Annotated in this window: 16 protein-coding genes and 1 tRNA gene; 13 read left to right on the top strand and 4 right to left on the bottom strand. The window is 38.9% G+C overall.

The genetic code is table 11. The annotated features are described in order from the left end of the window. The first annotated feature begins 66 nt into the window (after positions 1-66). From DBR43_RS11300 to DBR43_RS11290, 3 genes are all read left to right on the top strand, one after another. Entirely contained in the window at positions 67-2,862 is a 2,796-nt protein-coding gene (locus DBR43_RS11300; protein ID WP_124580914.1) for a TonB-dependent receptor, read from the top strand. A 100-nt stretch (positions 2,863-2,962) separates the two neighbouring features. Next, positions 2,963-4,348: a hypothetical protein gene (locus tag DBR43_RS11295; protein WP_124580912.1), complete on the top strand. Its 1,386-nt coding sequence runs from the start codon at positions 2,963-2,965 to the stop codon at positions 4,346-4,348. Between the two features lie 512 nt (positions 4,349-4,860). Continuing rightward, the gene (locus tag DBR43_RS11290) at positions 4,861-8,136 is read left to right on the top strand and encodes a carboxypeptidase regulatory-like domain-containing protein (RefSeq protein ID WP_124580910.1); all 3,276 of its coding nucleotides are present in this window, start codon (positions 4,861-4,863) and stop codon (positions 8,134-8,136) included. Here the strand turns inward: DBR43_RS11290 and DBR43_RS11285 are convergent. Further along, positions 8,119-8,307 carry a hypothetical protein gene (locus DBR43_RS11285; RefSeq protein ID WP_124580908.1) on the bottom strand — a complete coding sequence of 63 codons (189 nt, stop codon included), beginning with the start codon at positions 8,305-8,307 and terminating at the stop codon, positions 8,119-8,121. The genes DBR43_RS11290 and DBR43_RS11285 overlap by 18 nt on opposite strands. A 42-nt stretch (positions 8,308-8,349) precedes the next feature. Here DBR43_RS11285 and DBR43_RS11280 point away from each other — a divergent pair, with 42 nt between their 5' ends. Together DBR43_RS11280 and DBR43_RS11275 are read left to right on the top strand one after the other, a co-directional pair. Then, positions 8,350-8,676, top strand: coding sequence for a hypothetical protein (locus DBR43_RS11280; RefSeq protein ID WP_124580906.1), 327 nt, complete (start codon positions 8,350-8,352; stop codon positions 8,674-8,676). A 2-nt stretch (positions 8,677-8,678) separates the two neighbouring features. Next, positions 8,679-9,632, top strand: a complete 954-nt coding sequence (locus DBR43_RS11275; protein ID WP_124580904.1) for a hypothetical protein — start codon at positions 8,679-8,681, stop codon at positions 9,630-9,632. 382 nt (positions 9,633-10,014) lie between these two features. Here the strand turns inward: DBR43_RS11275 and DBR43_RS11270 are convergent, their stop codons facing one another. Further along, a complete protein-coding gene (locus DBR43_RS11270; protein WP_124580902.1) occupies positions 10,015-11,766 on the bottom strand; it encodes a lysophospholipid acyltransferase family protein in 1,752 nt (583 codons plus the stop codon). Positions 11,767-11,847: 81 nt separating this feature from the next. Here DBR43_RS11270 and DBR43_RS11265 point away from each other — a divergent pair, with 81 nt between their 5' ends. The 3 genes from DBR43_RS11265 (at position 11,848) to DBR43_RS11255 (ending at position 14,562) form a co-directional block, all read left to right on the top strand. Then, the gene (locus tag DBR43_RS11265) at positions 11,848-12,768 is read left to right on the top strand and encodes a ComEA family DNA-binding protein (RefSeq protein WP_124580901.1); all 921 of its coding nucleotides are present in this window, start codon (positions 11,848-11,850) and stop codon (positions 12,766-12,768) included. A gap of 2 nt (positions 12,769-12,770) precedes the next feature. Then, entirely contained in the window at positions 12,771-13,298 is a 528-nt protein-coding gene (locus DBR43_RS11260) for an adenine phosphoribosyltransferase (RefSeq protein ID WP_124580899.1), read from the top strand. Between the two features lie 436 nt (positions 13,299-13,734). Continuing rightward, entirely contained in the window at positions 13,735-14,562 is an 828-nt protein-coding gene (locus DBR43_RS11255) for a LuxR C-terminal-related transcriptional regulator (RefSeq protein ID WP_233602943.1), read from the top strand. Here the strand turns inward: DBR43_RS11255 and DBR43_RS11250 are convergent, their stop codons facing one another. Continuing rightward, positions 14,563-15,609 carry an ATP-binding protein gene (locus DBR43_RS11250; protein ID WP_124580898.1) on the bottom strand — a complete coding sequence of 349 codons (1,047 nt, stop codon included), beginning with the start codon at positions 15,607-15,609 and terminating at the stop codon, positions 14,563-14,565. Positions 15,610-15,808: 199 nt separating this feature from the next. Here DBR43_RS11250 and DBR43_RS11245 point away from each other — a divergent pair, with 199 nt between their 5' ends. Next, positions 15,809-16,981, top strand: a complete 1,173-nt coding sequence (locus DBR43_RS11245; protein WP_124580897.1) for an acyl-CoA dehydrogenase family protein — start codon at positions 15,809-15,811, stop codon at positions 16,979-16,981. 93 nt (positions 16,982-17,074) lie between these two features. Here DBR43_RS11245 and DBR43_RS11240 read toward each other — a convergent pair whose 3' ends face one another. Continuing rightward, positions 17,075-17,446: a hypothetical protein gene (locus tag DBR43_RS11240; RefSeq protein ID WP_124580895.1), complete on the bottom strand. Its 372-nt coding sequence runs from the start codon at positions 17,444-17,446 to the stop codon at positions 17,075-17,077. A 139-nt stretch (positions 17,447-17,585) separates the two neighbouring features. Between DBR43_RS11240 and rpsU the strand changes: the two genes are divergently transcribed. The 4 genes from rpsU to DBR43_RS11220 all read left to right on the top strand — a co-directional run bounded on the left by rpsU (position 17,586) and on the right by DBR43_RS11220 (position 19,444). Beyond that, positions 17,586-17,780 (top strand): 30S ribosomal protein S21, encoded by a 195-nt coding sequence (gene rpsU, locus DBR43_RS11235; RefSeq protein ID WP_062551169.1) that lies wholly within the window; start codon positions 17,586-17,588, stop codon positions 17,778-17,780. Positions 17,781-17,917: 137 nt separating this feature from the next. Next, positions 17,918-18,802 carry a tyrosine-type recombinase/integrase gene (locus tag DBR43_RS11230; protein ID WP_124580893.1) on the top strand — a complete coding sequence of 295 codons (885 nt, stop codon included), beginning with the start codon at positions 17,918-17,920 and terminating at the stop codon, positions 18,800-18,802. A 14-nt stretch (positions 18,803-18,816) separates the two neighbouring features. After that, positions 18,817-19,164, top strand: a complete 348-nt coding sequence (hpf, locus tag DBR43_RS11225; protein ID WP_073232493.1) for a ribosome hibernation-promoting factor, HPF/YfiA family — start codon at positions 18,817-18,819, stop codon at positions 19,162-19,164. A gap of 207 nt (positions 19,165-19,371) precedes the next feature. Further along, positions 19,372-19,444 (top strand) — tRNA-Thr (locus DBR43_RS11220). The last annotated feature ends 93 nt before the right edge of the window (positions 19,445-19,537 follow it).

The raw sequence follows: 19,537 nt of genomic DNA, 5'->3' as shown, positions 1-19,537 counted from the left end.
ATGCCCGAGTAACATGGGGCTAACATTGTGGTAATAGCTTTGCCTGAAATAAAAAACAGGGAAAAATTGAAATCACAACTAAATCTCAAGAAGGCATTAATTACAGTTTTATTCGTAATTATTGGCGTAACCGTATTTGCTCAAACCGGCAAAATTTCTGGTAAAGTATCTGATAAGAAAACTGGTGAAACACTGATCGGTGTGACGGTGAAGATTGCAGGTACAACAAAAGGTGCATCAACCGATGTGGAAGGAAGATATGTTATCAGCGGTTTAACATCTGGTAAATATATAGTTGAAGCTTCTTATGTAGGATATTCAACAAAAAGAATTACCGATATTGATGTTAAAGGTAATGGATCAACCAATGTTGATTTTGTTTTGGACGAAGCTTCATCCAGCAATTTAAATGAGGTTGTGATTTCTGCTAATGTAAGCAAGGAATCTGTAAACACCTTATATGCTAACCAAAAATCAAGCCTGAGCATTTCAAGTGGAATTTCTGCTGAATTGATTAGGAAGAGTCCCGATAAAAATACTTCAGAAGTATTAAAAAGGGTTAGCGGTACCAGTATTCAGGATAATAAATACATCATTGTCCGCGGTCTTTCTGACAGGTATAATTCGGCAATGCTAAACAATTCTGTATTACCCAATACTGAGGTGGACAAAAAAGCATTTTCATTTGATATTTTACCTTCGAATCTTATCGATGCAATTGTTGTGAATAAAACAGCCTCTGCTGACATTCCGGGAGACTTTTCCGGAGGTGTGGTACAGGTAACAACAAAAGACTTTCCAGATGTTCCTTTCCTGAATTTTTCTTTGGGAACATCTTATAATACTCAATCTACTTTTAAGGACTTTTTATCTCCTAAAAAGAGCGGAAACGAAGTCTTCGGGTTTTATAGTAAAGACAGGGACATCCCTTCAGGTTTTCCTTCAAGAATCGATTATCTGGCTAAAACAGAATCAGAGCGTTTTGCGCTTTCCAGAACTTTTGCCAACAACTGGGGATATGATAAAGTTAAGGCTACTTTAGGACCTATATTTCAGGCAAATTACGGAACAAGTAAAGTATTTAAAGACGATAGCAAATTTGGTACGGTGTTGTCATTGTCATACAGATATGATGAGCGTCTGAGAGAAAGTGATCAGATTGCTTATACCGGGCAAAATGCCGGAGACAGGTATCATGATAATGCTTATAACTACAATACAAACATTGGTGGCCTGGCAAACTTTGCTTACTCGTGGGGAACCAATAAAATCGCATTAAAGAATTTATATAACAGGGTTTTAGAGAGCCAGTTTATTGAAAGAATTGGTACAGATGAAAGTGGTAGTCCGTTCTTAAGGACAGGTGATTACCTGTTACAACGTTCTTTATTGTCAAGTCAGCTAACCGGTAATCATATCTTATCTTCAGTAAGTAAGATCAAATTGGACTGGGGTTTAAATTTCGCAAATATTGACAGGAAAGAGCCAGGATATAAGAGAATGGAATACGCTGATGGTGGAGACGGTATTCTTCGCGCAAGTATTCAACCTGGTAGCGCTTCAGCGGGTTTAGGTGGTAATTTCTCTTCAGCTCTGAACGAGAATACCTATGGTGGATCCGCAGATTTGACAATTCCTGTTAAATGGTTTAAGGACACTAATAAGCTTAAAATTGGATATTTTGGTCAGTATAGAAAGAGAGATTTCTCCGCTAGAAATATCGGTTTTATTAGAAGTGGGAGTAGTTTTAACACCTCATTGCTAACGCTTCCTCAGGATCAGATTTTTAACGCTAATAATATTGCGCCTAATGGGTTTATTATTGACGAGATTACCAATGGTTCTGATAGATACGACGCAAACTCTTTATTAAATGCGGGTTATGTGATGTTTGATGGTTATCTGACTGAGCAGTTAAGATTGGGAATTGGTGTAAGGTTAGAAAATTACAACCAAAAATTAAATAGTACAGATAACTCATCAAGGGCATTAAAAATAGATACTACTTATACAAATATTCTCCCATCAGCAAACTTGATTTATAACTTAACGGATAAAGCAAGTATTCGTTTATCAGGATCTCAAACTGTGGGAAGGCCAGAGTTCAGAGAAATTGCTCCGTTTTCATTCTATGATTTCAATAAGAACGTAAACGTATATGGACAGCCGAAGTTAAAGCAATCTAAAACTACAAATTTTGATTTGGGGTATGCTTTGTATCCTGCATCTGGAGAGGCAATCACCGTTTCTGTCTTTTATAAGTATTTTGAATCTCCAATCGAGCAACAGTTAGATCCTGCAGCATCTGGAAGATCTTTTGGCTATTTTAATGCGCCATCAGCTAACTTATACGGTGTTGAAGCTGAGTTCAGAAAGACATTGAGTTTTGTTGGAGAGGAGTTTGATAATTTTACCTTCAGTGCAAACGCATCTTATATCAAATCTGAGGTAAAGGTTCCAACAACAGTAAACATAAAAGGTAAAAGACCAATGATGGGGCAGTCTCCGTACCTACTTAACGCTGGCCTGCAATATAGTTCAAAAGAAAAAAATTCAATTGGAGTAAGTCTATTGTATAACCGAATTGGAAAACGCATATGGGTGGTAGGAAATGTGCGCGATCCGGATGTTTATGAGAGACCAAGAAATGTATTAGACTTACAGCTCTCTAAAAAGTTCGCTAAATCGAGAGCAGAAGTGAAGTTGAACTATAGTGATATCTTCAATAATAAAGCCATCTATTATCAAAAGCCAAAAACAGCCAATCCGGATGCTTCATTTAATGAAAGGACAGATAATGTGAATATCTCAGATCGCTTCGGATCAACAATTTCTCTTGGGTTCTCTTATAAAATCAAATAGAGGTTACAATTAATTAACATATATACTGACCATTCTTAATTTCAAATTAATAGTAGGTTAATGTGGTCGGTATATCTTTGAACAAATAATACAAGGAAAAATGAAAAACAAGTTTAATTTAAGCTTATTAGCTATTTTAGTGGCAGGTGCGGCAACCATCTCTAGTTGCAAAAAGGATTCTAATACTGTAGATCCACCCGTAACTCCACCCGATTCAAATGAATCATTAGCAGATGCCTTTTTTGAAAAAGTTAGTTACAGAGGAGCATTTGGTACAACTGACTGGACTGCAACTTGGACCAACTATACTCCTAATACAACTGTTTACGGAGCAACCACAGATGTATTAACAGGAACCATATCTACTAATACTACTTTAGATGCGAACAAAATTTATTTGTTGTCAGGCTTTGTTTATGTTAAAGAAGGTGTAACATTAACGATTCCGGCAGGAACGGTAATCAGAGGTGATAAAACAACTAAAGGAACTTTGGTGGTTACCCGTGGTGCAAAATTAATTGCGCAAGGTACTATTGATAAACCAATTGTTTTTACTTCTAACTTTGGTCCTGGCCTGAGAAACCCTGGTGATTGGGGTGGTATCATTCTTCTTGGTAGATCAACTAATAATCTTCCAAACGGAACCGGCCTTATTGAAGGTGGTTTAACACTTCCTGAAGGTAACCATGGTGGAACAGATCCTCTAGATAATTCAGGTATACTGAAATTTGTTCGTATTGAATTCCCAGGTATTGCTTTTGCAAAAGATAATGAGATTAATGGATTAACATTAGGTTCTGTTGGATCTGGTACTACTATAGACTACGTACAGGTTGCTTATTCAGGTGACGACTCTTTCGAGTGGTTCGGAGGTACTGTAAATGCAAAGCACCTTGTTTCTACTGCAAACGTAGATGATGTGTTTGATTTTGATAACGGTTTTTCTGGTAAATTGCAATTCTTAGTGGGTCAGAGAGATCCTAAATTAGCAGATCAGGCTGGTCAGTCTAACGGTATCGAGTCTGATAACTCTGCCGGTGACTTCAGTGTAGGTCCAAGAACACGTCCTGTGATTTCTAACATGACAATCATCGGCCCTGGAAATGTAGGTGTTGATGCTAAACATGAATACGCTAATTTATGGAGAAGAGGTTCAAAAATGATCTTAGGAAACTCTTTGTTTATTGGATTTAAATTCGGTATCGATATCCGCGATAAAGAAACCGGAGATGCATTAACTGATGGTACTTCACTTATTAAGAACAATATCTATCAGTCATATACTGCAGGTAAGGATATTGTAGCTGATGGTACTGTTCCTTCTTTTGCAAACGTTGATTTGCTTAAAACATACCTTACTTCTAAAAATAATACTACTGTCGATGAAACTGCAGCGGCAGCTTTACTTGCAAGTCCATTTAGCTTAACTGCTCCAAGTTTTGTATTAAAAGCGGGCTCTGTAGCAGCTACAGGCGCAACTTTTTAAGTAAATAAGTTCTTTATTAAAAGGCCGTTGAGAGTTTTCTCAATGGCCTTTTTTTTTAATCTTTTTGATCGTAACAGAGAGGCACTTTTAAACATCGGACTGGAGTACTGGTTGGGCTCATTTGATCCATAATCTTCAGTTTCCACAACTCCTGGTCAGGCAAGATTGACTTTTGATAAAGTAGCCTAAAAGGTTAGACACAAAAAGACCCGTAAGTATTACTTACATGTCTTTTTTTGTTTGGTATGAATCGATAAGTGTTTTGGTTGTCAGTATCTTACGGGGTGGTTTTAACATAATGATAACATTAAATTAATATTTTTAGTCGCCGTGTTTCCCGGTATTGTTCGCTCTCATATTATTTTTTGAATCGAAATGGAATGCCTGAAGCCATATTTTAATTGCGTTTTAATCCCGTTTTAATTCCATATTAATTCTATGACGCATTCATGTTAATTTAATATTAACTTCATTTTGCTGCTATAGTTTTGAATAAAAATTATAGGGGACAAATGAAAAAACAACTCAACAATTATTTCTCGTATTTGCTTATGGCATTGCTTCTTTTTACCGGAGTTAATTCCATAGCACAGGTGACGACCTCAAGCATTAGCGGAAAGGTTAGGGACACCAAAGGGGATGGTATTCCCGGCGCAAGTGTATTAATTGTGCACCAACCCACCGGGACTAAATATGGTGTGGTGACCGGGGGCGATGGATCCTATCGGGTAAATAACTTAAACCCAGGTGGACCGTACAAAATTACAGTAAGTTATATCGGATATAGTAAACAGGAAAGAATTCAGAACAGCCTGAACCTTGGAGTAGATCAACGGCAGGATTTTGCGCTGGCCGACGAAGGTCAGCTGCTCAGCGAGGTGATTGTTTCGGGTACAAGAGGAGGACAGAAAACAGGAACAGGAACAAAGATTGGAGAGGAGCAAATTAAGACCCTTCCTACGGTAAGCAGAAGCCTGACCGACCTGACCCGTTTAACGCCACAGGGAAGCAAAGACAATTCCTTTGTAGGAACGAATTTCCGGTATAACAACGTGACGATAGACGGAGCAATCAATAACGATGCAATTGGATTTAGCCCTTCTTTAGGCGGGCAAAGTGGTAGCTCAGGAATGCCTGGCAGCAGTACCAGAACGAATCCGGTTTCTTTAGATGCCATTCAGGATGTGCAGGTTTTGCTGGCACCTTATGATGTGAAGATTGGTAACTTCACGGGTGGAAGTGTCAATGCGGTTACACGTTCAGGAACCAATGAAGTCACCGGTTCGGTATATGGATACGGACGTAATGCAGCACTGATTGGCCGGAACAAGATCGGCGACAATTCCAAAGAGCCCTCTTCATTTCATGATTACCAAACAGGGCTGAGACTTGGCTTTCCAATCATTAAGGACAAGTTGTTCTTTTTTACAAATGAAGAACTCACCCGCCGGCAAGATCCTGTGATTTTAGGTGCAGGTTCAAAAGACATGAAGATCATCACCGCTGATGAAGCGACTGCAATTACCAATAACATGATCAATAAATATGGTATTGATCCGGGCTCATCAGGAAATTATAATATTTATGCGAAATCTAACAAGTTCTTTAACCGTTTGGATTGGAACATAGATGATCATAACCAATTGACCATCCGTAACAATACGATCAGGTCTACCGCGACAAATCTGGAGCGTGATCAGGCGAACTTTAGGTTTGGTGGAATTGATTTTCAGCAAACCAATAATCAGAGTTCAACCGTTGCAGAGCTGAAAAGCAGAATTTCCAATAACGCTTCCAATAGCCTGGTAGTCGGTTATTCCAGCATTCATGATTTTAGAGATCCGACCAACAATCCTGCTTTACCACAGATAGAAATCAGTTCCCGGGGAGGAACAATTTTCCTGGGAACTGACCGGGAGGCGAGTATCTTTAATATGAAGCAAAAGACTTTTGAATTTACAGACAACTTTACTTTTACTAAAGGGAAGCATACATTTACCTTCGGTACACATAACGAGCTTTATAATATTACTTATGGTTTTGTAAACGCATGGAATGGCCGTGTGGCCTATGGGAGTGTAAGCGACTTCTTAAATAACCTTCCAAGCCGTGTCCGGACGAATTACAATTATGCAGACAATACCAGGGATAATATTTTAAATAATCCTCCTGCAGAATTTAAGCTGAACATGTACAGTTTATACGGAGAAGATCAGTTTCAGCTGACGGACCGGTTCAAGCTAACTTATGGTGTTCGTTTTGACCTTGCTGATTTGCCGAACAAGCAGCCTTTGAGTGATAAGACGACCAATGCACCGGTTGATCCAAATTATGGCAATACTTTTAGCTATACATTGCCAAAAAACATTAAGAATAATTTCTTAGGCCAGGTTCAGGTATCCCCTCGGATTGGGTTTAACTATGATATCAATGGCGATCAAACAATGGTGTTAAGGGGAGGAAGTGGCTTGTTTACCGGAAGGGTTCCTTTTGCCTGGTTAGGTTATGCTTATTATAACAATGGGGTTACTTATGGTGCTTTTGATAAAAAGTATAACTATGATCCGGCCAAGCCGCCACTTGTTTCACAGGCAGCCGGCAGCGATCCCATCAGGGATGCACTCAATGGTAACGGGGAAGCTGGTTATGTTTCAAAACAAGGGGTTAATGTGAATGATGCCAATGGCGCTACACAGGTCGACCTGATCGATAACAATTTTAAAATGCCTAAAACCTGGAGGACCAGTCTGGCATTCGATTATAAAACAGATGACCAATGGAAGTTTACAGTGGAAGGGATCTATACCAAGGTTATTCATGACCTGAAATTTCAACAGGTGAATTTTACGGATAATCCGATTTATTATGTATACGATACCGAGAAACAGCAGCCTATCTATCCGAATACAAACAATAAAATTAATCCAAAGTACAGTAATGCCTATTTGTTGTCTAATACCAGTCAGGGATATCGTTATAGTTTGACCGGACAAGTGAGTAAATCATTTCCTTTTGGGCTGGACGTGATGGCAGCCTACACCTACGGACAATCTAAAGACCTGACCAATGGAATCCGAAATTCCATGGAATCTAACTGGCAGTTGAACCAGTCTTTAAATCCGAATAGTCCTGGTTTGGCTTATTCTAATTTTGACATCCGGAACAGGATTGTGTCCACCGTGAATTTTAAACATGCCTGGGATCAGAATAACAGGTATATCGCCAATTTCTCATTGTTCTTCAGTGCACAGTCCGGATCGCCTTATTCTTATGGTTTCCTGAACACAACGATCAATGGTACCGGACAGAATGTGAGTTTGGTGTATATTCCAAAAGCAGGAGAAACACCTCAGTTTTTTGCGAAAACTCCAGATGGAATGCAACAGGCAGCAGCATTTGATGCATTTATTGACGGAGACCGGTACCTGAAAACCAGAAGGGGTAATTTTACAGAGCGTAACGGAGCACGTACACCATGGAATGTTCAGGCAGATTTTCGTTTCTCTCAGGCCCTGATTGTTTCAGAGCAAGGAAGTCGTAAACATACCTTGACTTTTACTTATGATATTGTCAATCTGACCAATTTGCTGAATAAAAACTGGGGTGTACAGTACTTTTCTCCAAATACCTACAACTCTATGGCTAGTGTAGGTTTAAAACCAGGAGCGGGAGGTTCTGCAAGTACTTATCCGACATACACCTTCGATCAGAACAATACGAGTACTTATTCAAAGGATTTCTTTGCTTCGAGGTACCAGATGCAGTTTGGTTTAAGGTATAGTTTCTAAGGGGATATGATGAATGATTTTTAAAGCGGTAACGCTTTTTTCTATAAAATTTTTAATAATGCAGGAGCCCTGACGTGAGTCAGGGCTTTTTTTGTTTAGAAAGCGTTTTTTAGGTGTTTTTATTTCATATTTATATTTTAATTGTTTTATATATTTATTATTATTTAACATTAAGTTAGTATTACTTGTCTATTTTTCCTGAAATATTTAAATATGAAGAGTAGAACTTTTTTTGTCTTTTTTGGAAAAAAGACATCGTTTGCTTTACTGCTACTCGCAGTAGCTGTTGTCTCCTGTAAAAAGGAAGAACCAATAAAAGCCGAGGTAACAAAGGAAACCTCCTCTAAAATCGTCAATACGGTTTCAGACTCCCTCATGATAAAATTTATATCGATAAGCCAGGGTGTAAGGAAGGAAGATATTACATATGATAAAGCGACCAATGAATTCGTGGTGTATGGAATAAACAGAACAGATAGGGTGTTTCTCGAAGCATTTTATAAGGATGCAAATATTTACCACATGAAATACGGAGATTAAATATGAAAAATCTAAAGTCTTATAAAGGAATTTGCCTGTTAGCATTGTTCTTTTTTCTTAATGTCTTTGCATCCAAAGCTGACAATGCTGATATATTGATTCAAACATTCAAAATTTATCCGGAAAATTTAGCCCCAGGCGGAGGATTGAGTGTTTCTGATAAAAATGCCAGTACTCCTTTCAAATTCCACTTAGACCTGAGTCGACCTGCACGTTCTACCGGAGGATACTACAGTGGCGAATGTAGCTTCGTGTTAGTATATAAAGACAATAATAATGCAACTATCGACCTTGTATCGAGAAAGGTTACGAATGCAGATTTTAATGATGGATTAGGCAAACCAACAGGCTCTGCCATTATACCTATGGATGCTGTATTGCCGAAAGGTATACTGAATGGTATGTTGTATATAAGGTTCACTTATTTCAATTCTGCTCAGAATAAAGTGGTTACTGAAGAGAGAACAAATGAACGTATTCAGGTGATTTACACTGAAAAGGCCGTGCCTAAAGCTCCTATATATATGGTAGCCGGGACTAATAACGGCGAATACTATTTATCTTTGAATGACGCAATGTCAACACCTGCAGGTTGGAGTAATCGTGGTATTTATTACCATGCATATAAAACTCAGGCTCCCGGAACAATACCTGTTTATGAGTTTAAAGGTAAATCGTATGATAACGATGGTGAACCAGGTCTCCCAGCCAATTTGACTTATTATTCAACTTCTAATCAAAAACCTACAGAGGCCTTAACAGGATCCGGTAGTGCTTGGGAGGCGGCTCCGTCAAAAGTGGCTTTTTATGCGTATAGCACACAGGTTCCTGGAACTATTCCAGTGTATTGCTATAGTCATGAGAGAATGAATTTGTTTTTATTTATTGCAACAGGAGAAGTTTCAGATTTGTTAGTGAAAAAACATATCGCGTTTTATGCATTCCCTGCTCAGTAAAAAATTATAAAAAAAAAATTTAGACATTATCGTATAAATGGGCTATCTCAAATTACTGAGGTAGCCCATTTGTTGTTAAATAGACTGGAAACCATAAATAAAGGCTATAAAGCTTTATTTTTTATTAACTATAGCTTGAAGACTAAACTTAGTTTTATAAAATAGGATTAAAGCAGAGAATATAATAGATCCGGGATTTACTTCTATGTTTTATATCATGGTAGACTAAACTGATATGTTAAGAATACTTATCATAATCCGCATTTAACAAGGATTTAATATGATGCCCTTACTTTTGCGTCATAAATATTTGGTTAGTATTTATAAGTTTAGGTTTAGTTGATAACAAAGAGCCACGATGGATGTCGTGGCTCTTTGCTTTTTAGAAATTCTTACCAATCTTCTCCAGCATTTCTGAAGGGATATTCTGCATATCCACCACGAGGAATCCATCGAGGCAATCAGAGAATTTAGGATCTATATTGAAACAAATAATCTTCGCATTCAGGTTCATATACTGTCTTAACAATACCGGAATTTTAATATGCGAGTTTTCAATATCTGAGATTAAACTGTCCAGGTCTTTCAGCGACTCGCTGCTTTCAATCAAAAGGTTTTTATCTATGGCAGACAGGTCTGCTTTAAATTTGTTCTTAGGCTTCACATAAGCTGCCAGTTCGTAATCAAAGTGGTTCTTGGTGATGTAATCCACAATGAGTGATTTGGAGAACTTCGAGAAGTTATTACTGATACTTACCGGGCCGAACATGTAACGGTATTGCGGATTGTCCAGTAAATACTTTAAGATTCCTTTCCACAGCAGAAATAAAGGAAGCGGTTTCAGCTGGTATTCCTTGCGAATCCAGGACCTGCCCAGCTCTATTCCTTTTCTCAGTAAAGGATAAAAAGGTTCTTTAATTTTGAAGAGCTCTGAAAGGTAAAAACCTCTTCTGCCCATCGTATTTAGAATTTCATCTCCTTTACCAATCCGGTAAGCACCTACAATGTTTTGCTGGTCCTTATCCCAGATGAATAAGTGATGGTAATAGATGTCGTAGTTGTCCAGATCGATTTTCTTATTCGTTCCTTCGCCAACTTCTCTGAATGTAATTTCACGTAAACGGCCAATCTCTCTCAGGATGTTTGGAATGATGGCAGTCGGAGTAATATACACCTCATAATTCTTCTCCTGCCATACCCTGAAGCTTTCCAGGTCTTCAATTTCTGAAACGATCAGTGAACGCTCCGTTTCCTCAATCACAGGCTCCGGCTTTTTCTTGATCTTGAAGAGGTTGATGGGGTTGAATAATTTCTTCTCTTCATCCAGGCCTGTTCCTAAAGCATAGGTCCTGGCGCGTAAGAAATCAAGTAATTTATTGGTATTGTTTCTGTAAGAAATGTCTTCAATATGAATAGGCTTTCCTATCCTGACCTTAATTTTAAGACCTTGCTTATTCAGGAATTCTGAAGGAAGCTTGGCGGTTCTTAAAGTAGGATGGATGAAACTAAGAATGTTAAACAGCACACCGTTATTGCCATGGAAATAAATAGGAACAACGGGTAGTTTTGCTCTTGCAATCAGTTTACCTACTACCGGGTGCCATAACCTGTCGGTGATTTCCTGTTTGTCCAGGCTAAAGGTCGAAACCTCACCTGCAGGGAATATCCCGATAGGGGTACCGCTTTGAAGAAGGTCGAAAGTTGCTTTGAGCCCGCTGATGCTGGAAGTATGTTGTACGTTTTCGAAGGGGTTTACCGCAACGAAGAATTCACTCAGGTTGGGGATCTTTTTAAGGATAAAGTTCACCATTACCTTGGCTTCCGGTCTTACTGTACATAACAATTTTACCAGGGCCAGGCCTTCTATTCCACCGTAAGGGTGATTGGCTATCGCGATGAATCCTCCTGTCTTTGGAATACTTTTTAGATCGTCTTCATCAAAATCTATACTTACACCAATAGTTTCCAGGATTTTATCAACAAACTCTAAACCGTTAAAATGTTCATTCTGGGAAAAAACCTTGTTGATATCATTCAATTTCATCATCTCCATAAGTAAGGCGGCCAGGCCAGGCACACCTAACTTATCTATCTTAGTGGCCTTTGCAAACTCTTTGGTGGTTATGATCTTCATTTAATTTTGTTTGTGAATAATAAAGCAATTTCAAAAATAAGATTTATATTTTTAAATAACAGTAAGTAGATTAGACAGGTGATGAGAAAATGGCTAAATAACTACTTTGAATTTTCCAGAAAGGAATTTAATGGCCTGATGGTTTTGCTGATTCTCCTGGCCGGAGTTTTTGTATTTCCTATGGTTTATCGGGCCTTAAGGCCTCAGGAGCTTCCCACAGCCGAAGAACAGCTGGCTGTGCTGAAATTTGCCATGGCCAATCCATCAGAAGAGGACAAAAAACCGGAGCCCCGAAATTTTTCCGTAAGGGATTATCCCAAAAAAAGAAAATCTGTATTATTTTATTTTGATCCCAATGTCATTGACATCCATGACTGGCAAAAGCTGGGTTTATCGGAAAAGCAGGCCCAGGCGATTTTAAATTACCGGTTGAAAGGAGGAGTCTTTCGTAAGAAAGCGGATTTGCAAAAGATGTATACCATTAGTCCTGAGTTGTATCACCTGCTGGAACCTTATGTGCAGATTGCAGAAACAGCACATCAGGTACTGCAAAACACTGGAGTTAAGCCTGGCTCACAGGCTTCCGGCCCTAAAGAATTGAAGCCGATACTGATAGAGCTGAATGCAGCAGATACCCTGGAGTTGGATCAGATTAAAGGCATAGGAAAGGTTTTCGCCAGAAGAATTGTTGCCTATAGGGAAAGAATCGGTGGGTTCTATAAAAAGGAACAGCTGATGGAGGTGTTTGGAATAGATTCCCTTAAATATAATGAGGTTAAAAATCAGGTGAGTGTAGATCCGGACAAGCTGAAAAAGATCAATATCAATACCGCAGAGCTTGCAGATTTTAAGTCCAATCCCTATATCCGTTATAAACAAGTAAATGCACTGATACAATATAGAAAACAACACGGAAATTATAGTAATATTGCCGACTTAAATAAGGTTGCCATTTTAACGCCTGAAATTATAGGGAGGCTGGCCCCTTATCTTACTTTTTAACGATGATTGAAGAAAAAATTAAGCAGACCGTCCGCGATGTGAACGATTTCCCAAAACCGGGAATTATTTTTAAAGACATTACGCCAATCCTGAAAGATCCTAAACTCTGTTTGGAAATCGCTGAGGCTTTAGCTGCACAATTGAAAGGTGTAGAGATTGATGTGGTTGCAGGAATTGAAAGCAGGGGATTCTTATTTGGACCTGCACTGGCACAGCTTTTAAATGTACCTTTTATTCCTATCCGTAAAGCCGGGAAATTGCCTTATAAAACCATACGGCAAAGCTATGATCTGGAATACGGTACAGCAACGATTGAAGTTCATGAGGATGCTTTGGTTGCCGGTCAACGGGTCCTGATCCACGATGATCTGTTGGCTACAGGAGGGACCGTTGTGGCAGCCTCCAAACTCGTGATGCAACTAGGTGCAGAGGTAGCTGCATATTCGTTTATCATTAGTCTGGATTTTTTAAATGGGAGAACGCGATTAAGTCCTTACGCAGTTAAGGTTTGCTCGTTAGCTTCCTATTAATCTTTTTTAGAGATTTGTATGAATGCAACCCTAAACTGGTTAGGATTGCATGTTCATAAATATAGGGGGGGAGATATATTAAGAGCTAATTTTTGCAGCCTGGTAGAAGCAAAATATAAAAAGTGCTACTGCAATGACCTTTAGTATGAGAATCGAATACCGAGTCACATACGATTTGTTAACGTTTTTGAGATACATTGTGATTATATTTAGAATGAATAATTTTATTTCCCCAATAATACTTTGGATAAGCTATGTTACTTTTCTATTTTGCCGTAAAATTACAGGACTACATGGGGAGTATCAACTGCGAAAACACGCAGTTTTGATTATTTAATTTGTCAAAGACCGAATGAAACCGTCATCAGCATCCGTTTAAAAAAAATAATGGACATGCTTACGATCGCTTCATAACCGTAAAAAATAACATGTTCCAATGAAACCATCAGGATCTTACAGATCGCATAACGAAATGTCTGGCGCTGATCGCTTCATTACCATTGAAAAACAATATACGCTAATGAAAATGCAAGAGAGAGAGAATTTTGGTGATTATTCCAAGACTTTTATTACCGCTGTTCCTGCGGATCTGAAAAGTGAGGAAGCGCTATTTTTTGATGAGCGCATTCCGAAGTTTGCGGATGAAGCGGTGTATATCTATTCCTTTAAGCAAAACCGGATGATTTATGCCAGTGGTTGGGAAGATGTTTTAGGATATAAAGATGATGAAATCAATATGTTGGCTATTGTCAACATGTCTGCGCCGGAATTTGCCCATTTTTCTCATGAGCTAAACGATAAAGCCTTAAAATTTATTCATCATAAATCAAAGGATCTTGAAAAGTATAGCTTTACCATTGAGCTGAAAAAGATCCATAAAAACGGGACACAGGTTCCTATTTCTGCAAGGGTAGGGGTTTTCAGTTCTGAAAATGGAAAGATCGAATCGATCATTGGCCGTTTTCAGGTGAACAGAAGTCTGATTTTTGGAAAGGTGATGCGTTATGCCGCTTATGGACCGGAAAAAGAAAAGTTTGAAGAAGAGCTGAACAAAATCCTCTTTAGCTACCTCGCGATCTCGAACAAAGAAAAGGAAGCATTGGAACTGGTAGCGAAAGGCTATTCTTTTAAAGAAATCGCCCATGCGCTTAAAGTTTCGCATTCTGCAATAGAGAAAAGGATCATTCCATTATATAAACGGTTCAATGTGAAAAGTCTGACCCACCTGGTGAGCTTTGCCTACGACAATTATATTTTACCTTAACTAAGCACTTCCCAGATTTACAGTAATGATGTCTGACTCGGGTACGCCTATCAGTCCGAGCAGATATTCCCAGGTATCTTCCACCTTTTCTGAAGGTTCCTCATTTCCCATCACCCAGATGATGTTCATCGCTTTAATATGCTGGATGTTAAAAGGACCGTATTGAGGATTATTGAGCAATTCATAGAATAAGGTTGCCCTTAAAATATCCTTCTTGATGAGCCCGCCGGGATTGATGTCGTCAATGACAAGGAGGGAAGAATCATGCCATGTCCATGAGCCGGGAGAGAGGCTGCTACGGTCACTTTGCTCAAAAAACATAGACAATAGCTTGGTAGCAGTTACGTAACTGCAACGGTTGTTTCTAATGGACATTTCTGTAGCAATTCCTACGGAAAGAGAGGTCTTTCCGCTGCCTTTAGAGCCGAACAGCAATAGGTGTTTTCCTTTTTCTTCGCAATTTAAAAAATCACTGATCATCTTTTTATGCTCGTCCTGCATATTGAAATTCCATTGGCTGAGCCTAAGCTGGAAAGGGTATCCCGCATTTTGCAGGTGCATCTTTGTCGAGTACCAGTAATAGGAAGGGTAAAGGGAAAGCAGGCATAAAATGATAAATCCGATCATGATGGGCAGGGAATAGAGACAGATCAGGCTGCAGGCCAGGGCACCAATTCCAAAGAAACAAAGGTCGGTAAGGGTATCGAAAGTGACATTCGCCCACTCCGGGTTAAAGATGTAGGTCTTTTTTCCGGAAGTCGTTTTTTTTACGGGGACGTTGAGCAGGAGCGGTCCAAGAAAATTATACAGTTCAAACAAGATCCAGCATCCCCAGATGATCAGCGGAGACCAGATCTCTACTTGTGTCATTTCTGTTTTTGACGTTAAAATCTTATATAGGATAAAGGTGGGGATAAACCCGAGGGAAAAATGTCCGAACTGATTGGCCATCCAGGAATAGGTTAACGTTACCCCACGGTAAGCATCTTTTCCAATAAGGTCTCTTTTTATTTGTAAAAGGACATCTTTTCTGGTAATAAATCTCATGATTACGCTTCTTTTCAGATATTTTTCAAAACTAAAATAAAAAAAATAAAAAAACTTTCTCCGCTCATTTGTTTTCCTTAAAAATGAAGCGATACGGTTAATGAACTAAATACCGTTTCGTTCTATCATCAGGCGAATTTTCAACTGCTGTTGCTCTGGTTTTAAATCATTATAATTGCCCAAATTCAAACAATAAGATATGTTAGAAATGATGGATAGTTCTGTAGGATACAACTTCAGTATCTCAGAAAATCAGGAGATGATCAGGAAGATGGTAAAAGATTTTGCTGAAAAGAATATTCGTGCCAATGTAATGGAATGGGATGAAGCTCAACATTTTCCGGTTGAGGTTTTTAAGAAATTAGGTGAGCTGGGATTGATGGGCGTATTGGTCCCTGAAATTTACGGTGGTTCTGGTTTTGGATACCAGGAGTATGTAGATGTGATTGTAGAAGTAGCTAAGGTTTGTGGTTCTATCGGTTTATCTCTGGCAGCACACAATTCCTTATGTACAGGTCATATTTTAGCTTTTGCGAATGAAGAACAAAAACATAGATGGTTGCCTAAACTGGCTACTGCGGAATGGATTGGTGCATGGGGGCTGACAGAAGCGAATACCGGTTCTGATGCTTTGCGCATGATGACAACCGCTACACTTGATGGAGATGAATATGTGATCAATGGTGCAAAAAACTGGATTACCCATGGTAAATCAGGTGATATTGCTGTTGTGATGGTTCGTACCGGAGAGAAAGGCAGCTCAAAAGGAATTTCTGCGATCGTAGTAGAACGCGGTACTCCTGGTTTTTCTGCCGGTAAAAAAGAGAATAAACTGGGCATGCGTGCTTCGGAGACTACAGAAATGATTTTCGACAATTGCAGGGTGCCTAAAGAAAACCTGCTTGGAAATGTTGGCGAAGGATTTAAACAGGCCATGAAAGTATTGGATGGAGGAAGAATCTCTATTGCAGCTTTATCTTTAGGAATTGCTAAAGGTGCTTATGAAGCCGCACTTCAATACGCAAAAGAACGTCATCAGTTTGGACAGCCGATTGCGAACTTTCAGGGAATCAGTTTTAAACTGGCAGATATGGCGACAGAGATCGAAGCCGCAGATTTGCTGATCCGTCAGGCTGCAGATTTAAAGAACCGCGGATTACCGATGACCAAGGAATCAGCGATGGCTAAATATTTCGCCTCAGAAGTTTCTGTAAGGTGTGCCACAGAGGCAGTACAGATCTTCGGTGGTTACGGATACACTAAAGATTTCCCGGTAGAGAAGTATTACAGGGACAGTAAATTGTGTACTATTGGAGAAGGAACGTCAGAAATACAAAAAATTGTAATAGCAAGGGAAGTTTTAAAAGATTAATTCGTACCTTCCTGTTCTAAACCGCATATTCTAACCAAATATAACCAAAAACGGAATCCGGTGACCAGAGATGGTCACCGGATTTTTTATGGATTATTTAATGGAAATGATCTCATAGACCACAAACGGGCTATATCCTCTCCATGGCAAAGCGCCGATATATTCTTTATAGCGCAGTTCAAAAACTTTACCGCTGTTCAGCATCATTTTTTCTGCGATGGCTTTGTCCTCTACTGAGAACTCGAATTCATTAGATTGAATATTGCCGGTTTGTTTGGAACGGATCCCGGCCTGGATGAGCTTTCCTTCATAGGTTTTAAAGAGATATCCTTTCTTTACTACATAATTGAGCTCTCCGGCCTTAACGCCTTCTCCCAGGACAAAGTTGTAACGGAAGTAAAAGAATCCTGCAAGAATAAGGATGAGTACGCCAAGGATGATAAAAAGCGTTTTCTTTGATTTCATAGGTAATTAGATAAGTCCTAAACATATACATTATATATAGGAGGTTTGTTTTTAATAAATTTACACTTATTGTTTTGATTCTCAAAACAAAGCCCTATCTTTGCGGTCCTAAAAACAACGAAAGGGGGTATATTACGTTATGATTATCATTAATATTAAAGACGGCGAATCACTGGATAAAGCCTTAAAACGTTTCAAGAAGAAATTCGAAAAAACAGGTGTGTTAAGAGAATTACGTAGCCGCCAAGCTTATGAGAAAAAATCTGTAGCTCGTCGTACACTAGTTAAACATGCAATTTACAAGCAAAACATGCAACTTGAAGGAACTGTATAGTTTCTGAAAAGTTTAAATGATATTAAAGCGCTGTCGGTAAACCCGATAGCGCTTTTTTATTTTTTATGTTAAAATAAAAACAATTAGCTGAGCTATGTTTTGTATATTCACTTAATCGTGTCATACAAATAGTTTTTATGATTGTTGCTCAATTCCTGACATATCTCCAGCACGAGAAGCGTTATTCTCCACATACCATTCAGTCTTACAAAACAGACTTGTTGCAGTTTAGTGAATACCTGCTGCAAACATTTGAATTGCCCCTTAATGAAGCAGGGCATGTTCATGTAAGAAATTTCATGGTGGCCCTTCTGGAGGATCATGTTTCTGAGAATTCTGTAGGAAGGAAGCTCTCTACGCTTCGCAGTTTCTATAAATACCTTTCCCGTGAAGGTTTGATCGCTTCAAACCCGATGACGCTTGTAAAGGCGCCTAAAGTACCCAAACGACTTCCTGTATTTGTGGACGACCAGAAGCTGGATGTCCTGCTGGACTCCGGGGCATTTTTTGATGATACTTTCCCTTCTGTACGTGATAAGGTGGTGATCGAAACCTTATTTGGGACCGGTATGCGTTTGGCCGAACTGTTGTCGCTGAAAGAATCGGATATTGATTTTTACGGGGCTACGGTCCGGGTTTTGGGAAAAAGGAATAAAGAACGGATTATTCCGATAGGCAAAGTCCTTGGAGATCAGATGAAAGCTTATATTGACTTGAAAACGTTACAGAATTTTAATAACAAAACGGGGGTCTTGATCGTTACAGATAAAGGAGCTCCTGCTTATACCAAGCTCATCTATAGAATAGTGACGAGTTATTTGACAAATGTATCCACACAGGATAAAAAGAGTCCGCATGTATTGCGTCATTCATACGCAACAAGCCTGTTGAACAGGGGTGCAGATTTAAATGCAATAAAAGAGTTATTGGGGCATGCCAGCCTGGCGGCAACCCAGGTATATACCCATAACTCCGTAGAAAGATTAAAATCAATATATAAACAAGCCCATCCAAAGGCATAAAAAAGGAGGAAACAATGAAAATTACAGTTCAATCGATCCATTTCAATGCAGACCAGAAGTTGTTAGAGTTTATTCAGAAGAAAGTTGATAAGTTAGATCAGTTCTTTGACCAGATTATTAGTGGAGAGGTCTATTTGAAATTAGAGAATGTAGATGATGAGGCAAATAAAATAAGTGAGATCAAACTGATCGTTCCGGGTGTTACGATGTTCGCAAAGGAGCAATGTAAAACTTTTGAAGAGGCGACGGATTTGGCAATTGAGTCCCTGAGAAAACAAATTACCAAACATAAAGACAAGACGAGAGAAAAATTAAGTGAACATAAAGCAATTTTAAATGCAGACGAAGTATCTGATTATTAGGAGGATATTTTAAGCGTTTTTAATAAAAAGGTTGGCGGGACTAAAACCCGCCAATTTTTTTTGAAAATAATTTTGGATCGTATTAAAATTCGTGTACATTTGCAATCCCAATCAGAGAGGGCGTTTCTCTTAAAAGATTCGGAAAGTTCTGTGAAAGATTAAACATAATAAAAATCATTGCTCAACCATCAGCAATGAATGATATAAGCCTCCTTAGCTCAGCTGGTAGAGCAACTGACTTGTAATCAGTAGGTCATTGGTTCGATCCCGATAGGAGGCTCTTTTAACTTCGGTACTGTAAAGTATTGGCAAGATAAAAGCGGGGGGATACCAGAGTGGCCAAATGGGACAGACTGTAACTCTGTTGTCGCAA

The organism is Pedobacter sp. KBW06, from assembly GCF_003852525.1.
In the GTDB taxonomy this organism is placed as follows: Bacteria; Bacteroidota; Bacteroidia; order Sphingobacteriales; family Sphingobacteriaceae; genus Pedobacter.
The sequence above is the reverse complement of the archived record's forward strand: the minus strand, read 5'-3'. Positions and strand labels throughout refer to the sequence as shown.

Coding starts and splice junctions, on each gene's coding strand:
- DBR43_RS11295 (WP_124580912.1), top strand. CDS start 2,963: ATGAAAAACAAGTTTAATTTAAGCTTATTAGCTATTTTAGTGGCAGGT.
- DBR43_RS11290 (WP_124580910.1), top strand. CDS start 4,861: ATGAAAAAACAACTCAACAATTATTTCTCGTATTTGCTTATGGCATTG.
- DBR43_RS11285 (WP_124580908.1), bottom strand. CDS start 8,307: ATGTTAAATAATAATAAATATATAAAACAATTAAAATATAAATATGAA.
- DBR43_RS11280 (WP_124580906.1), top strand. CDS start 8,350: ATGAAGAGTAGAACTTTTTTTGTCTTTTTTGGAAAAAAGACATCGTTT.
- DBR43_RS11275 (WP_124580904.1), top strand. CDS start 8,679: ATGAAAAATCTAAAGTCTTATAAAGGAATTTGCCTGTTAGCATTGTTC.
- DBR43_RS11270 (WP_124580902.1), bottom strand. CDS start 11,766: ATGAAGATCATAACCACCAAAGAGTTTGCAAAGGCCACTAAGATAGAT.
- DBR43_RS11265 (WP_124580901.1), top strand. CDS start 11,848: ATGAGAAAATGGCTAAATAACTACTTTGAATTTTCCAGAAAGGAATTT.
- DBR43_RS11260 (WP_124580899.1), top strand. CDS start 12,771: ATGATTGAAGAAAAAATTAAGCAGACCGTCCGCGATGTGAACGATTTC.
- DBR43_RS11255 (WP_233602943.1), top strand. CDS start 13,735: ATGAAACCATCAGGATCTTACAGATCGCATAACGAAATGTCTGGCGCT.
- DBR43_RS11250 (WP_124580898.1), bottom strand. CDS start 15,609: ATGAGATTTATTACCAGAAAAGATGTCCTTTTACAAATAAAAAGAGAC.
- DBR43_RS11245 (WP_124580897.1), top strand. CDS start 15,809: ATGTTAGAAATGATGGATAGTTCTGTAGGATACAACTTCAGTATCTCA.
- DBR43_RS11240 (WP_124580895.1), bottom strand. CDS start 17,446: ATGAAATCAAAGAAAACGCTTTTTATCATCCTTGGCGTACTCATCCTT.
- rpsU (WP_062551169.1), top strand. CDS start 17,586: ATGATTATCATTAATATTAAAGACGGCGAATCACTGGATAAAGCCTTA.
- DBR43_RS11230 (WP_124580893.1), top strand. CDS start 17,918: ATGATTGTTGCTCAATTCCTGACATATCTCCAGCACGAGAAGCGTTAT.
- hpf (WP_073232493.1), top strand. CDS start 18,817: ATGAAAATTACAGTTCAATCGATCCATTTCAATGCAGACCAGAAGTTG.